Below are 13,330 nucleotides of genomic sequence, written 5' to 3' on the forward strand. Positions count from 1 at the left end.
CGCTACCATTAATTCAGCTGGCTCCGTTTTTATTTACATAAATCCATTTCCCCTTTTTTTCTGTCACAGATCCGATGATAGCAGCTTGCACATTCTTCTCTTGCAGCTTGGAAATGTAGTGATGGGCTTCTGAATGAGACATGCTAATCAGTAAACCACCTGATGTGATGGCATCACACAATACCATCTGCTCTTGCATCGACACGGAATCATTGTATTCGATATCATTTTCCAACCATTGATGATTGGATTTTGAACCACCCGGTATGATTCCCTCTTCCGCCAGCTCGTATGTTCCAGGTAGAACGGGAACATCCTTCAGGTCTATATATAAGCTGACATCACTTCCACGAGCGATTTCACTAGCATGGCCAAGTAGTCCAAAGCCGGTAACATCGGTCACGGCGCTTGGGGAGAAAGGCTGCAAGGCTTCTGCTGCATCTCTGTTCAGGGCAGACATGGTCTCAGTCACGAGTGATATCTGTTCGACTGTAGCTTTTTCCCGTTTGATAGCAGTAGTGAGAATTCCCACTCCAATTGGTTTTGTTAAAACCAGTGCATCTCCCGGACGTGCACCGATATTTCTCCACACCTTATCCGGATGGACAAAGCCGGTTACGGATAAACCGAATTTCGGTTCTTGGTCATCGATGGAGTGTCCTCCAACAATGACAGCATCTGCTTCTTTTACTTTATCTATAGCTCCTGAAAGAATGGATTGGAGAATGTGCGGTCCCAATTTTTTAATTGGATACCCGACAATATTCAGGGCTGTTTTCGGCGTCCCTCCCATGGCGTAAACATCGCTTAGTGCATTTGCGGCGGCGATCTGGCCAAACATATATGGATCGTCAACAACCGGTGTAAAGTAATCGAGCGTTTGAATCATGGCTATGTCATCTGTTATTTTATACACTCCAGCATCATCTGAAGTGCTGTAGCCGACTAAAAGATTGGAATCTGGTTTATTTGGTGGTAGATCACGCAAAACTTGCGCGAGGTCACTTGGACCAAGTTTGCATCCTCAGCCAGCTTTTGTCGATAATGATGTTAGACGAATCTTTTCATGTTCACTCATTTGGTCCACCCCCTGTTTTCTTATAAGTATATTCCTCCTGATCAGCGTTTTCCAGTGTGAAAGATTCGGATTTTTGCGAAAAGATAAAAGTTGTACTATTATAGAAGTAATGACCGGGAGGAAAATCTTGGTCACCGTAGTGAACAACTTGCATAGGAGGAATAATCATGAGCAATTTCAAGGTATCTATCGAATTTTGCATGCAGTGAAACTACGCGCCAAAAGCCGCGAGTTTCGCGGAATCACTTTTCAGCCATTTCCGAACTGATATCTCGTCCATGGAGCTGATTCCAAGCTCTGGAGGAAAATTTGAAGTGACGGTAAATGGAGAAACGATCTATTCAAAAAAAGAAACAGGTGTTTTTCCGAAAGCGGAAGACATCATTGCACAATTGGAAGGCAAGTGAGAGAGGAGGGGAAACCCTTCTCTTTTGCTTTTTAAATAAGCTATAATAGAGCCATGATCGCAAGGGAAAAGGTGAAAAAAATGAATGATATTAATGAACTACTACGTGGTATTCCCCCTATCCATGAATTGCAAAAACAACATAAATTTCTTCAATTAAGCAAGAGATATGACATGGAACATTCCATGCTGACTGGATTAATAAGGGAAGCTTTAAACACCGTAAGAAAAGAAATTTTAATGGGTAAAATGGATGGTACTGGTATTCATTCTAGAATCTGGTTTGAAACGGAAGAGGTTTTGAAGAGTAAAAGTAAACCCAGCCTTCTATCTGTTATCAATGCCACAGGTACTATATTACATACAAATCTTGGGCGGTCGAGGCTCAGTAGGGAGGCGATTGACCGAGTAGTGGAAGTCGCCTCCAACTATTCCAATCTGGAATTTGATATTGTTTCAGGCAAGCGTGGCTCCAGGCACGATATAGTAGAGGGCTTAATTAAAGAGGTGACAGGTGCCGAAGCCGCGATGGTGGTGAACAACAACGCAGCTGCAGTATTTCTTATCCTGAATACGTTTGGAAAAGGGAAAGAAGTCATTGTTTCAAGAGGCCAGCTAGTGGAGATCGGAGGCTCTTTTCGTATAAGTTCGATCATGGAAGAGAGCGGTGCTAAGCTTGTGGAGGTCGGTACCACCAATAAAACACATATGAGAGATTACCACGAAGCTTTGTCGGATGAGACGTCCATGGTGCTCAAGGTACATACAAGCAATTTTAAAACAATAGGCTTTACCCAATCTGTTTCAACGCAACAGCTTGTCGGCTTAAAAGAAGGAAGAGAAGACCTAATCGTCTATGAGGATTTGGGAAGCGGTGTTCTTTACGATTTCACGGAAGTGGGGATTGGCGATGAGCCGGTTGTACAGAAAGTGTTAAAGACGGGTGTGGATATCGTGTCGTTTAGCGGTGATAAACTGTTGGGTGGTCCACAGGCCGGTATCATTGCAGGGAAAAAGGAATTTATCGATAAATTGAAAAAGCACCAGCTTGCCAGGGTGCTGAGAGTCGATAAAATGAGCTTTGCTGCGCTTGAGGCGACGCTACAAGCCTATGCGGTGAACAAAGCAAAAGATATCCCGACTGTAAGGGACATGCTACTATCTGTAGAAGAAATAAAAGAAAAAGCACTCAAATTCCTCGATTCGATTAGGGATCTGGAGATATTTGAGTGGGAGATCATGGAAGTGGATTCCATGGTAGGTGGTGGGACTATGCCGGATGTTACACTACCATCTAATGCGATCAAGGTACACTCGGGTAATCTGTCCGCACAGACACTTGCAGATGAGTTAAGAAAAGGAACCCCCAGTGTGGTAGTCCGTCTCCAGGATCAGCATGCTATTCTGGATTTCAGGACGATTACACAAGGGGAGATCCCAAAGGTTATCGAAGCATTTCGTAATGTAGAGCTTACATATCGTGACTAGAATTATGCTTTTGACGAGTATGCTGACGGTTTTTCACTTTATGTGATCCGCTTAAAGGGGCTGGTTGCCCTGACTGATTATCTTTAGGTTGGTTTCTGACCATATCCTTGTGGCTGTTTTTGTTCATTGTGTATCTCCTCCTTTACCTTTAGTTTTTGAAAAAAGAACAGGTTTATGCTTGGCAGTCTTAGGTATATTTTTCTTTAAATCGGGCAGTATAGGTAGAGCTATTATTTACTTTGATTTGAAGGAGCGAACTATATGCCATATCATAAAGACAAACAGCAGGCTTTTCAGGCGGCACAACAAGGAACAGAACAGGCAAGAGATGTGTACGAAGCGATTGTGAGAAATGACCCGAATTACGGTCACGATTTCAAACGATTGGAAAACGAAGTGAACGAAGCGATGGAGCAAATTAATAATGCCCTTGAAGTTGCATCTGAAACACAGCGTCCACAGTTGATGCAGTTCCAACAGGACTTGCAACGGCTAATGCAGCAAGGCGAAGGAAATACGCTGGAATAAGGATTGTCGTAGTTTGGCCAGTCTTGAACCGGTAATTTAGGTTTGGGAGTGGCTATGTATTTTTGTGGGATTGTATGATGAGGGATGATGTTGTTCGGAATCGGCTTTACTGGTTTATGGAAGGAACCGAGGGGGAAATGCTGTTTTTTAAGAAAAATCCCCTCATTTTTTTGAAGGGAAAAGTGTTTCGGACACTTTTGTTCTTTCTTCGGTCAAGAAACATTGGAATTTTGAGACTTTCGGACAAAGTATTGGATGGTTCGGACAACTTTTACTGGGTGTTCGGACATTTAAATTTAGGGTTCGGACAACTTTGCAAAAACTTCGGACAAGTTAACGAAATCTTCGGTCAAGAATCCAAAAACTTCGGACATTTGCCGAAACAAGCAATCCCAGCAACCATCCAGCATCAATTCCACCTGGTCAACCTCTGCCAGATAGCAAAACAGCTAGTATATAAAAATCAACCCCTACAAACTGGAGTTGATTTATCGTTAAGTAACTATTGATTTTTCTTGCGCTTCTTATTATTCTGCTTCTGTGCTTCTGTCAAAGGCTCATTGGCGAACTCTTCATTGTACCCCGCGCCGCTTCCTTGTGCTTTTGCAATGTTCATGCCCTCGATGACATGATTCGATTTTCTTTTTGTCATTATGTTCCCCTCCATTTTTAGCTTATCCGGAGGTTTCAACAACATGTATTTGTGGAATATTATGAAAGATAAGTGTAACTTATGTGATATGATAACTTTATTGATATTTACTTATGAGAAATGTTGTATTAAGATAATATTGTAAGGACTATTCGGTGAGAGAAACAACTCGAAATTGTCTCAAAGAAAAACAATCGCAAACGCTTTCCTTTTCAAGAAAGCTTGTTTTTCAATGCCTATTAATTGTTCATAGCGAGGTCCTATTAAACTATGAGTAGCAGGGGGTAATACATATGACGAAGCAAGATGTTTTTAATGCCCGCACGTCTTTTGATGTGAATGGCAAAACGTATCATTACTATTCTTTGCAAGCGCTTGAAAAAGCGAACATTGGTAACGTATCACGATTACCATACTCCATTAAAGTATTATTGGAATCAGTACTACGTCAAGTAGACGGGCGTGTTATCACAAAAGAGCACGTTGAAAACTTAGTAAAATGGGGAACAGACGAGCAGAAGGACGTGGATGTTCCTTTCAAGCCTTCCCGTGTTATTCTTCAAGACTTCACAGGAGTTCCGGCGGTAGTTGACCTTGCTTCTTTACGTAAAGCAATGGCTGACGTTGGTGGAGATCCTCAGAAAATTAATCCTGAGATTCCAGTTGACCTTGTTATCGACCACTCTGTACAGGTTGATAAAGCTGGTACTGCTGACTCCTTAGACTACAATATGAAGCTTGAGTTCGAACGTAATGCAGAGCGTTACAAATTCCTAAGCTGGGCGAAGAAATCCTTTGACAATTATCGTGCGGTTCCGCCGGCAACGGGTATCGTTCACCAAGTAAACTTGGAGTATTTAGCGAACGTAGTTCACGCTGTGGAAGAGAATGGCGAGTACCTTGCATTCCCTGATACACTTGTTGGAACAGACTCCCACACAACGATGATTAATGGTATCGGTGTTCTTGGATGGGGTGTAGGTGGTATCGAAGCGGAAGCAGGAATGCTTGGTCAACCTTCATACTTCCCGGTTCCTGAGGTAGTTGGAGTTAAATTGACAGGCGCTTTACCAAACGGAACAACGGCTACGGACTTGGCGTTAAAAGTAACACAAGTATTACGTAAGCATGGTGTTGTTGGTAAATTTGTCGAGTTCTTCGGACCGGGTGTATCTGAGTTGCCACTTGCTGACCGTGCAACCATTGCCAACATGGCACCTGAGTATGGAGCAACCTGTGGATTCTTCCCGGTTGATGAAGAGTCTCTTGATTACATGCGTCTAACTGGACGTAGTGAAGAGCAAATCAAATTGGTAGAAGCATACTCCAAAGCAAACGGATTGTTCTTCAGCCCTGATGCTGATCCAATCTACACGGATGAAGTGGAAATCGACCTAGGTGAAATCGAACCAAACCTTTCCGGACCTAAACGTCCACAGGACCTTGTGCCACTTTCCATGATGCAGGAAACATTCCGCAATGCGTTAGTTGCACCACAAGGAAACCAAGGCTATGGCCTGACTCCTACTGATATCAGTAAAGAAGTGGAAGTGAAATTGGCTTCCGGTGAAAAAACAACAATGAAAACAGGATCTATTGCGATTGCATCCATTACTTCCTGTACGAACACATCCAACCCATACGTATTGATTGCTGCTGGGTTAGTTGCGAAAAAAGCGGTGGATCTTGGCTTGGAAGTACCAAGCTTCGTGAAAACATCTTTAGCTCCTGGTTCCAAGGTTGTTACAGGATACCTTCACGACTCCGGACTTCAACCATACCTTGATCAATTAGGCTTTAACATCGTAGGTTACGGTTGTGCGACTTGTATCGGTAACTCTGGTCCATTAACAGACGAAATCGAAGAAGCGGTAGCGGAAAACGATTTGCTTGTTACTTCAGTACTTTCTGGTAACCGTAACTTTGAAGGACGTATCCACCCACTTGTAAAAGGTAACTACCTTGCATCTCCACCACTTGTTGTGGCATATGCACTTGCTGGTAATGTGGACGTTGATCTTCAAAACGACGTAATCGGAAAAGACAAAGACGGCAATGATGTATTCTTTAAAGATATCTGGCCTTCCATGACAGAAGTAAAAGAAGTAGTTAAATCAACTGTAACTCCAGAGCTATTCCGCAGAGAATATGAGCATGTATTCGATGACAACAAGCGCTGGAATGAAATTCAGACTTCTGATGAAGCATTGTATTCATGGGATAATGATTCCACATACATTCAAAACCCACCATTCTTTGAAGGGTTGACTGCTGAAGCTGGAACGGTAGAGCCACTTTCTGCTCTACGTGTAGTCGGTAAGTTTGCAGACTCTGTAACAACTGACCACATCTCCCCAGCTGGTTCAATCGGAAAAGATACGCCTGCAGGTAAATACCTACAAGCGAACGGTGTAACACCTCGTGAGTTTAACTCTTATGGTTCACGTCGTGGTAACCATGAAGTGATGATGCGCGGTACTTTTGCAAACATCCGTATCCGTAACCAGATCGCTCCAGGTACAGAAGGCGGATGGACGACTTACTGGCCAACTGGCGATGTAATGTCTATCTATGATGCTTGCATGAAGTACAAAGAAGAAGGCACTGGACTTATGGTTATTGCCGGTAAAGACTACGGGATGGGAAGTTCCCGTGACTGGGCTGCAAAAGGAACAAACCTACTAGGAATCAAAACTGTTATTGCGGAAAGCTTCGAAAGAATTCACCGTAGTAACCTGGTTCTGATGGGAGTACTACCTTTACAGTTCAAAGAAGGAGATAGTGCGGAAGTACTTGGCTTGACTGGTAAAGAAACTTTCCAAGTTGATGTTGACGAAACCGTAAAACCACGTGACTTTGTAAAAGTTACTGCTACAGACGAAGAAGGCAACAAGAAAGAATTTGAAGCACTTGTTCGTTTTGATAGCGAAGTGGAAATCGACTACTACCGTCATGGTGGAATCCTGCGTATGGTATTACGCAACAAGCTAAAAGCATAATTGAATGCATGAAAAGCTGGTCTCAATATGAGGCCAGCTTTTTCAATAGTTAAAAAATGTTATAAAATAGACAAAGGAAATAAACCAATCTACATACATATATGATTAAATGGAGTTATTACTAAGTTGAGGAGAATGAAATGGATGCCATCCAGTTAGGTCCACTGCTTATAAAGAAGTCATATCTTGTTCTTCTTTTTTCGTGTTTGCTTGCATATCTTTATATTGCCATGTACCTTAGGAACAAGCCTGATATTTTAAAAACGGTGGAGAATCATCTGACATCCGGTATGTTATGGTGGATAGTCGTATTTAAATTTAGTATTATTATTTTCAGACCGTCCATTATTTGGACAAATCCGTACGGACTACTTTTTTTTACGGGTGGAACAAAGGGAGTTTATCTTGCAACCATAGTTACTATTCTTTTTTTATATTGGAAACTAAATCAATCGAATATACATATTAAAACTTCAACAATTATCATTGTTCCAAGTGTTCTTATTGTCATTACTTGCTATTATGGGATATTAGCGATTTTATAAAGGTGGGAAAAGAAGATGAAAAAAATAATTGCCATAGTATTTCTTGTAGCTTTAAGCGGCTACGCTATATTCCAGGTGTTCGGGGGAAAAGATCCAGATGTTGGTACGCAACCTGGAGATAAGGCAAGGGACTTTGAACTGAACACCTTAGATGGAAGCACCGCACAGCTGTCTGACTTCGAAGGTAAGAAAGTAATTGTGAATTTCTGGGCCACTTGGTGTGGCCCTTGCCGTGCAGAAATGCCAGAGATGCAGAAATATCACACGGAGAATGAGGATGTCGTCATGCTGGCTGTAAACTTGACTGACCGGGAGCCAGATCTTGAAACGGTTCGAGAGTATGTAGAAGAAGGTGGGTACACTTTTCCTATTCTTTTGGATGAAGAGGGTGTTTTCAGACATTACCAGGTAATGACGATGCCTTCTACTTTCTTCATCGATTCTGAAGGTGTGATTTCCTATATGCACCTTGGGCCGATGACATACGAGTTGATGGAAGAACAGATTGGAAAAATGAATTAATACAATGTAAAGGATTCCTATAGATTTGGAATCCTTTTAATATTTCCATCGATAATGGCCTGTGATGGGGGAGGTGAAGGAAGTGAGCTTTATTTCGGACGCAAATGGATATGTATTGTGAATGAGGTAAGGGATGCCATCTTTTGTACGTTTGTCCGATACTATTCCAACATGATCGAAATCACCACCAAGAAACACTACAATATCACCAGGCTGCCATTGTTGTAAATTATCGATATCACCTTTGATGATCTCTGTTGTCAGGTGTTCTGCAAATCGCTTGAAAAAAACCGATTGATTAGGTACACGTCTAAAATCAATGTTTGAGTCAGGTGTACCGGCAACTCTTGGATACAGTTCAGTGTTTTCACCAATGTCCTCATCCATAAGGTCCTTTAGATTTATTCCTGCTCCCATCAGTCCACGCCAGACGACATCCGTACAGACCCCTTCTGTATCAGGAGGATAGCCACCATCATAATACACACTTTTGTAGGTCGTACGCTGGTCCACTTCTTTTCTCGCAGTGAAAACAATATCGAGATGATCTGGGATCCCATTATTGTTTTGATCAATCTCAGATACAATAGAAGGAACCTCCAATGTTTTAGTGAAAGGCAGAGGCACATTAATCCCTAAATAGTCTAGGATTATTCCATCCCTAAATATTAAAGAAAAGCAAATAAGGAAAGTTAAGACTCCGATAATAAACAGCCAGGTTTTCTTTTTCATTTTTCACCTCCAGATTATATAGCTCGGTTTTTTATCTGTTCCATATGGTGTTTATCGTGATCAACAAACATTTTCAGAAAAGATTCTGGTGTGAATTTGCGCTTTCCGTGTCCAATGGTGAAGCTTACTCCTTGGTTCAGATTCTCCATCTTGTTTATTAATTTCTTCCTTGTGATGACAAATTCCTCTATAAGTCCATGGGTGTTCGTAAATCTCTCTATAGTACGGATGGCTTTTTCGTTATATTCATCATGGTTAGGGAAATCCGGTAAAACACCGTTATCTTTCATTTCAGGTATCATATTCTCCAATAGATAGATATCCCAGTAATAAATATGTCCGATGATTTCTTTAACAGACCATTTACCATTTGTAATCGGAATGATTAATTCTGCTTCATCTTTAGCTGTAAATGAACGAAAGAAATGCATATTGTTTTCATAATTTTTATAAGCTGATGTTGACAATGACATAATGTAACCCTCACTTTTTGGAATATTCTCACCTTTTATTATACCTTAATTATTTCGAATGGACAAGAACATACATTCTCGTTACAAGGTTATATATTCCAGTTTTGAATATTCAAAAATCGGTAATACAGATAATGTACAATCTTCTACAACGTTCTTTGATTCCCTCATTTTTTAATTTTCATGAAATTCTAATTAAATCGTCAGAAACTTATCATAATTTTAGAGTATTTTGGACATTAATACTATTACAATAATATATAAGTAGGTGAGACAATGAGAAGAATCCGTAAACGTTCTTTTGAAGAGCTTGTATTGGAAAATAAGCAGCTTTTGTTAAAAGACGAAGAAGCGCTACGTAAAATTGAAGATCGCTTGGAAGAAAAGATGTTAAATAAAGCGGCAGAATAACTTTCAAATATTTCTTGTTATGAATATCCCTCCACCTTGAGATAGTAAAGGTAGGAGGGATGTTTTAATGAGTAATCCAAAAGGAAGCAGAAAGCATTTTATGCCAAACCATATTGGTACACAGCCACAAGAAGCTGGAGGAAACAAAGGCAAGCAGATGCAGGATACATCCGGCAAACACGCTCAAGTAATTCAAACTAAGGGTGAATGATTCATCCAACTATTTCAAGTGTTAAGGAAGCAAACGTAGTAAAGAATAAAGTTTGTAGTAACTTTTCATTCGATAAAGGGAGGCGTTTTGTTATGGACCAAAACAACCAACATCGTGCAAACCCGGATGATCGCAGTGACAATGTAGAGAAGCTACAAAGCATGGTGCAGAATACAATTGAAAATATTGAGGAAGCACATGATTCCATGCAATTTGCCAATGATGAGGAAAGAGCTCGCATTGAAGCAAAAAACCACCGTCGTGAGGAAAGCATTGCCGCTTTCAGGGCTGAAATCAAAGACGAAGCCAGCCATCGCGAAAACGGTAATAAGTAAATGGCAAAAAAGGCGGGCATATAAACTGTGCCCGCTTTTTTGGATGCCACTGAAAAACCGATAACGTATAGTTTTTGTGGTATCTAGCTGTGGATTGGAGCAAATGGCGTAGACTCCTTGAAAATGCGAGCATTTTCTGCGTGCGATGTATCGCTGTCGTAGACTTTCTTGTCCTGCGGAAGAGTAGCGACAATCTTGAGACCCCACAGCCGAGGAGGCTCAAGGTCGCCCCGCGGAAAGCGAAGCCATTTGCGGAAATCACCAGCGGTGTTTACCCAAAACTTAAAATTAAGTACCTTTTCAGAGGTATCCCTTTTTGACAGGCTTTTTTATGTGGGAAAATATTCTTTTGTGTTATCATAATTAGATATATCCAAGATAATGGGGGAGAAGAGATGCTAGTATCTAAAAAAGAAATAGAAGTTCGATACGCAGAGACAGATCAGATGGGAGTCGTCTACCATGCAAACTATCTCGTGTGGATGGAACTTGGGCGAACACAGCTGATTAAGGATTTAGGGTTTTCCTATGCGCAGATGGAGCAGGATGGAATCATATCACCTGTCATTGATATAAATGTTACATATAAAAAGCCTCTTCGCTACGGGGAAGTGGCAACCATCCATACATGGATTGAAACATATGATGGCTTTCGGGTCGTCTACGGCTATAAAATTCTAACACCTGATGAGGAAGTGGCTTTATTGGGAAGCTCCTCACATGTTTGCGTCAAGAAGGAAAATTTCAAACCGATCATTATTCGAAAAAAATATCCGGAGTGGCATACTGCTTACGAAAATGCGAAAAAGCAAGGGGAATAAAACATGGCGTTTGGAATCAAGCGTGGAGAACTTCAGGAATGGAAAGATAAAGTAAAAAACGGTGAAATTGCATTCATTACCCACTATTGGATCCATCCTCGTTTTGAAGGCATTACAACTGTTACAAAGGCAGGTTGCTGTGATGTAGGGAAGCTTATGGACTGGGGCAGGCAGTATGGGTTGAAGGAACAATGGATACATAAGAGGGATCAGTTTCCACATTTCGATCTTATCGGGAATACTCAGCTGGAAATCTTGAAAAGAGAAGGGCAATGGGAACAGATAAAACGTTTTTTCGAACAAAAATAAAGAATTAGGACTTTATATGCCCTAATTCTTATTTATGTTTATTCGTAATCAAATTTCGGTTCGTTTAGTTCTTCGTCGAATTTGATATGGAGATCATGTCCGTCAAAGTACCATGCTTCCTTTTCTTCCACAAAGAAGATGATGCCATCTTTCTCTATTGTTGCAGCAGGTTGGTCGGGATCTTCTTTTACAATTCCTAATGAAAAGCCTTTCTGAACCGTACTGCAACCACCATAGCGTACGTGGAACCTAATGTTGTCGTCCTTTTCTAAATGCAGTTCTTTTTTATACCATTCAAATGCTTGATCTGACATGGAAATATTCATTTTATCAACTCCTTTTTATCTCATCGATTGTATTACGTTACCTTTGAAAAAAGGAATGATGCTTCCGCTTGAACGCAATATGTATATACAACCCTATTATAACTGAATTCCACAAATGCAACCAAACGAAACCACTTGTAGAAAAGGTGTTGAATATACCATATGTTTCATCAAAAGGGACGATTCCATTCTTTTGTTGTTAAGAAAAAAGAGTCCATGGACTACATAAACAAAAGCATCGATCCAGTTGCTAGGATTGATGCTTTCTTGATTAGTTAATTCATTTCATCTTCCTCTAACCATTGATACATATGATTCATCATTTCATCGTTTTTAGCTACTGCCTGCGGGTACCCAAAAGATGCCGCGTCTTTTAACGGGACTACATGGTATCTGTTCGGATCAACCTGTGAAACATATGTGGGTATGAAATTATCCACTTTAATGTCGATTTTCTTTTCCTTACCATCCACGAATTTCTCTATATGAAGTTGCAGGATACCACCAATATCTTTATAGTCATCCTTTTGTCCAGAAAGAAAATTCCCCAGAGAGTAGACGACAAACATTTTCCCACCATCCGGTCTATCCATGAACTTCATCGGCTGGAGTACATGAGGGTGGTGGCCGATAACGATGTCTACCCCAATTTCGGCCAGGAAGTCTGCAAGTTCTTCCTGTTCCGCGTTAGGGTAAAGAATATACTCTACACCCCAGTGCATGGCAACCACAACGACATCAGAATTTTGTTTGGCCTCCTCCACATCTTTTTTTATTGCCTCACGATCAATCAGGTTTACAAAGAACTCCTTCCCTTCCGGAATAGGAATCCCATTAGTCCCATATGTATAGGACAAGAAAGAGAATTCAATGCCATTCTTGGAAATAGTACGTAGCCTTGCTTTATCCTCCATACTCTTATAACCGCCGACATATTCCATTCCGATGGTCTCATAATGATTGATGGCGTTCATAATCGCCTTTTCGCCACGGTCCAATGTATGGTTGTTGGCAATACTGACGATATCCACACCAGCTTCCTGAAGTGCATCAGCCACTTCAAAGGGACTGTTAAAGCTTGGATAGTTGGATAAACCGATTTCTGTTCCTCCGATGATGGTTTCTTGATTTGCGATGGAAATGTCGGTTTCTTGAAGATAGGACTTTACACGCTCAAGCATGGGGTTGAAATTATACGTGCTTTCCCCAGTTTTGGCTGCATTATAGACAGTACTATGGATAAGCAAATCTCCAACAGCTGAGATGGTTGCTTCCGTTCGAAAAGCTTTTTCTGTCTTTACAAGCCCTTTTGACTTATGGTTTTTGATGTCGGTTGCTGTAAACTCCTCATGTTTCTCACTCGCCATAAACCCTTCGAAATGATTGAAGGTCAGTAGTGAAAAAATCGTAGCTAAAGCTAGTATAATGATAATCGGTAATAAAAACTTTGATTTAGTATTCATATTATTAGACCCCTCATTTATATATTTACTC

19 protein-coding genes are annotated in these 13,330 nt (G+C 40.9%); 12 read left to right on the top strand and 7 right to left on the bottom strand.

Going from position 1 to position 13,330, the window contains the following annotated elements; all coding sequences use genetic code 11:
• Positions 1-13: 13 nt before the first annotated feature.
• A complete protein-coding gene (selD, locus tag AB685_RS00555) occupies positions 14-1,087 on the bottom strand; it encodes a selenide, water dikinase SelD (RefSeq protein WP_241773220.1) in 1,074 nt (357 codons plus the stop codon).
• A 158-nt stretch (positions 1,088-1,245) separates the two neighbouring features.
• Here selD and AB685_RS29990 point away from each other — a divergent pair, with 158 nt between their 5' ends.
• Positions 1,246-1,485, top strand: a complete 240-nt coding sequence (locus AB685_RS29990) for an Rdx family protein (RefSeq protein WP_082153445.1) — start codon at positions 1,246-1,248, stop codon at positions 1,483-1,485.
• Positions 1,486-1,565: 80 nt separating this feature from the next.
• Positions 1,566-2,972, top strand: coding sequence for an L-seryl-tRNA(Sec) selenium transferase (selA, locus tag AB685_RS00560; RefSeq protein ID WP_347230855.1), 1,407 nt, complete (start codon positions 1,566-1,568; stop codon positions 2,970-2,972).
• Here the strand turns inward: selA and AB685_RS00565 are convergent.
• Complete coding sequence (locus AB685_RS00565; RefSeq protein ID WP_010193529.1) at positions 2,956-3,099, bottom strand: small acid-soluble spore protein P; 144 nt, start codon at positions 3,097-3,099, stop codon at positions 2,956-2,958. The two genes, selA and AB685_RS00565, sit on opposite strands and share 17 nt — an antisense overlap.
• A gap of 134 nt (positions 3,100-3,233) precedes the next feature.
• Between AB685_RS00565 and AB685_RS00570 the strand changes: the two genes are divergently transcribed.
• Together AB685_RS00570 and AB685_RS31610 are read left to right on the top strand one after the other, a co-directional pair.
• Entirely contained in the window at positions 3,234-3,500 is a 267-nt protein-coding gene (locus AB685_RS00570) for a hypothetical protein (RefSeq protein ID WP_047968621.1), read from the top strand.
• A 230-nt stretch (positions 3,501-3,730) separates the two neighbouring features.
• Entirely contained in the window at positions 3,731-4,009 is a 279-nt protein-coding gene (locus AB685_RS31610; RefSeq protein WP_128755777.1) for a hypothetical protein, read from the top strand.
• Here the strand turns inward: AB685_RS31610 and sspO are convergent.
• Positions 4,003-4,152: a small acid-soluble spore protein O gene (sspO, locus tag AB685_RS00580; protein WP_047968623.1), complete on the bottom strand. Its 150-nt coding sequence runs from the start codon at positions 4,150-4,152 to the stop codon at positions 4,003-4,005. The two genes, AB685_RS31610 and sspO, sit on opposite strands and share 7 nt — an antisense overlap.
• 293 nt (positions 4,153-4,445) lie before the next feature.
• Here sspO and acnA point away from each other — a divergent pair, with 293 nt between their 5' ends.
• The 3 genes from acnA to AB685_RS00595 all read left to right on the top strand — a co-directional run bounded on the left by acnA (position 4,446) and on the right by AB685_RS00595 (position 8,218).
• Entirely contained in the window at positions 4,446-7,151 is a 2,706-nt protein-coding gene (gene acnA, locus AB685_RS00585) for an aconitate hydratase AcnA (RefSeq protein WP_047968624.1), read from the top strand.
• A 140-nt stretch (positions 7,152-7,291) separates the two neighbouring features.
• Complete coding sequence (locus AB685_RS00590; RefSeq protein ID WP_047968625.1) at positions 7,292-7,696, top strand: hypothetical protein; 405 nt, start codon at positions 7,292-7,294, stop codon at positions 7,694-7,696.
• Positions 7,697-7,711: 15 nt separating this feature from the next.
• Positions 7,712-8,218: a TlpA disulfide reductase family protein gene (locus tag AB685_RS00595; RefSeq protein ID WP_047968626.1), complete on the top strand. Its 507-nt coding sequence runs from the start codon at positions 7,712-7,714 to the stop codon at positions 8,216-8,218.
• A gap of 36 nt (positions 8,219-8,254) precedes the next feature.
• Here the strand turns inward: AB685_RS00595 and AB685_RS00600 are convergent, their stop codons facing one another.
• Both AB685_RS00600 and AB685_RS00605 read right to left on the bottom strand, forming a co-directional pair.
• Complete coding sequence (locus AB685_RS00600; RefSeq protein WP_047968627.1) at positions 8,255-8,950, bottom strand: DUF1287 domain-containing protein; 696 nt, start codon at positions 8,948-8,950, stop codon at positions 8,255-8,257.
• Between the two features lie 14 nt (positions 8,951-8,964).
• Complete coding sequence (locus tag AB685_RS00605) at positions 8,965-9,423, bottom strand: DinB family protein (protein WP_053073682.1); 459 nt, start codon at positions 9,421-9,423, stop codon at positions 8,965-8,967.
• Positions 9,424-9,699: 276 nt separating this feature from the next.
• Here AB685_RS00605 and AB685_RS29995 point away from each other — a divergent pair, with 276 nt between their 5' ends.
• From AB685_RS29995 to AB685_RS00625, 5 genes are all read left to right on the top strand, one after another.
• Positions 9,700-9,834, top strand: coding sequence for an FbpB family small basic protein (locus tag AB685_RS29995; RefSeq protein ID WP_082153446.1), 135 nt, complete (start codon positions 9,700-9,702; stop codon positions 9,832-9,834).
• Positions 9,835-9,901: 67 nt separating this feature from the next.
• Positions 9,902-10,045: an acid-soluble spore protein N gene (locus tag AB685_RS00610; protein WP_010193544.1), complete on the top strand. Its 144-nt coding sequence runs from the start codon at positions 9,902-9,904 to the stop codon at positions 10,043-10,045.
• 92 nt (positions 10,046-10,137) lie between these two features.
• A complete protein-coding gene (gene tlp / locus AB685_RS00615) occupies positions 10,138-10,380 on the top strand; it encodes a small acid-soluble spore protein Tlp (protein ID WP_047968628.1) in 243 nt (80 codons plus the stop codon).
• A gap of 395 nt (positions 10,381-10,775) precedes the next feature.
• On the top strand, positions 10,776-11,201 hold the full coding sequence (locus tag AB685_RS00620) for a thioesterase family protein (RefSeq protein WP_047968629.1): 426 nt from the start codon (positions 10,776-10,778) through the stop codon (positions 11,199-11,201).
• A gap of 3 nt (positions 11,202-11,204) precedes the next feature.
• Complete coding sequence (locus AB685_RS00625; protein ID WP_047968630.1) at positions 11,205-11,510, top strand: hypothetical protein; 306 nt, start codon at positions 11,205-11,207, stop codon at positions 11,508-11,510.
• Positions 11,511-11,548: 38 nt separating this feature from the next.
• On the opposite strand, the gene AB685_RS00630 is transcribed toward AB685_RS00625, so the two are convergent.
• Together AB685_RS00630 and AB685_RS00635 are read right to left on the bottom strand one after the other, a co-directional pair.
• Complete coding sequence (locus tag AB685_RS00630; protein ID WP_047968631.1) at positions 11,549-11,836, bottom strand: HesB/YadR/YfhF family protein; 288 nt, start codon at positions 11,834-11,836, stop codon at positions 11,549-11,551.
• 275 nt (positions 11,837-12,111) lie between these two features.
• Positions 12,112-13,299, bottom strand: coding sequence for a CapA family protein (locus tag AB685_RS00635; protein WP_047968632.1), 1,188 nt, complete (start codon positions 13,297-13,299; stop codon positions 12,112-12,114).
• Between the last annotated feature and the right edge of the window lie 31 nt (positions 13,300-13,330).

The sequence above is a fragment of the Bacillus sp. LL01 genome, from assembly GCF_001037965.1.

Excerpts from the sequence above, each read along its gene's own strand:
- selA (WP_347230855.1), top strand. The coding sequence starts at position 1,566 with ATGAATGATATTAATGAACTACTACGTGGTATTCCCCCTATCCATGAA.
- AB685_RS00565 (WP_010193529.1), bottom strand. The coding sequence starts at position 3,099 with ATGAACAAAAACAGCCACAAGGATATGGTCAGAAACCAACCTAAAGAT.
- AB685_RS00570 (WP_047968621.1), top strand. The coding sequence starts at position 3,234 with ATGCCATATCATAAAGACAAACAGCAGGCTTTTCAGGCGGCACAACAA.
- sspO (WP_047968623.1), bottom strand. The coding sequence starts at position 4,152 with ATGACAAAAAGAAAATCGAATCATGTCATCGAGGGCATGAACATTGCA.
- acnA (WP_047968624.1), top strand. The coding sequence starts at position 4,446 with ATGACGAAGCAAGATGTTTTTAATGCCCGCACGTCTTTTGATGTGAAT.
- AB685_RS00590 (WP_047968625.1), top strand. The coding sequence starts at position 7,292 with ATGGATGCCATCCAGTTAGGTCCACTGCTTATAAAGAAGTCATATCTT.
- AB685_RS00595 (WP_047968626.1), top strand. The coding sequence starts at position 7,712 with ATGAAAAAAATAATTGCCATAGTATTTCTTGTAGCTTTAAGCGGCTAC.
- AB685_RS00600 (WP_047968627.1), bottom strand. The coding sequence starts at position 8,950 with ATGAAAAAGAAAACCTGGCTGTTTATTATCGGAGTCTTAACTTTCCTT.
- AB685_RS00605 (WP_053073682.1), bottom strand. The coding sequence starts at position 9,423 with ATGTCATTGTCAACATCAGCTTATAAAAATTATGAAAACAATATGCAT.
- AB685_RS29995 (WP_082153446.1), top strand. The coding sequence starts at position 9,700 with ATGAGAAGAATCCGTAAACGTTCTTTTGAAGAGCTTGTATTGGAAAAT.
- AB685_RS00610 (WP_010193544.1), top strand. The coding sequence starts at position 9,902 with ATGAGTAATCCAAAAGGAAGCAGAAAGCATTTTATGCCAAACCATATT.
- tlp (WP_047968628.1), top strand. The coding sequence starts at position 10,138 with ATGGACCAAAACAACCAACATCGTGCAAACCCGGATGATCGCAGTGAC.
- AB685_RS00620 (WP_047968629.1), top strand. The coding sequence starts at position 10,776 with ATGCTAGTATCTAAAAAAGAAATAGAAGTTCGATACGCAGAGACAGAT.
- AB685_RS00625 (WP_047968630.1), top strand. The coding sequence starts at position 11,205 with ATGGCGTTTGGAATCAAGCGTGGAGAACTTCAGGAATGGAAAGATAAA.
- AB685_RS00630 (WP_047968631.1), bottom strand. The coding sequence starts at position 11,836 with ATGAATATTTCCATGTCAGATCAAGCATTTGAATGGTATAAAAAAGAA.
- AB685_RS00635 (WP_047968632.1), bottom strand. The coding sequence starts at position 13,299 with ATGAATACTAAATCAAAGTTTTTATTACCGATTATCATTATACTAGCT.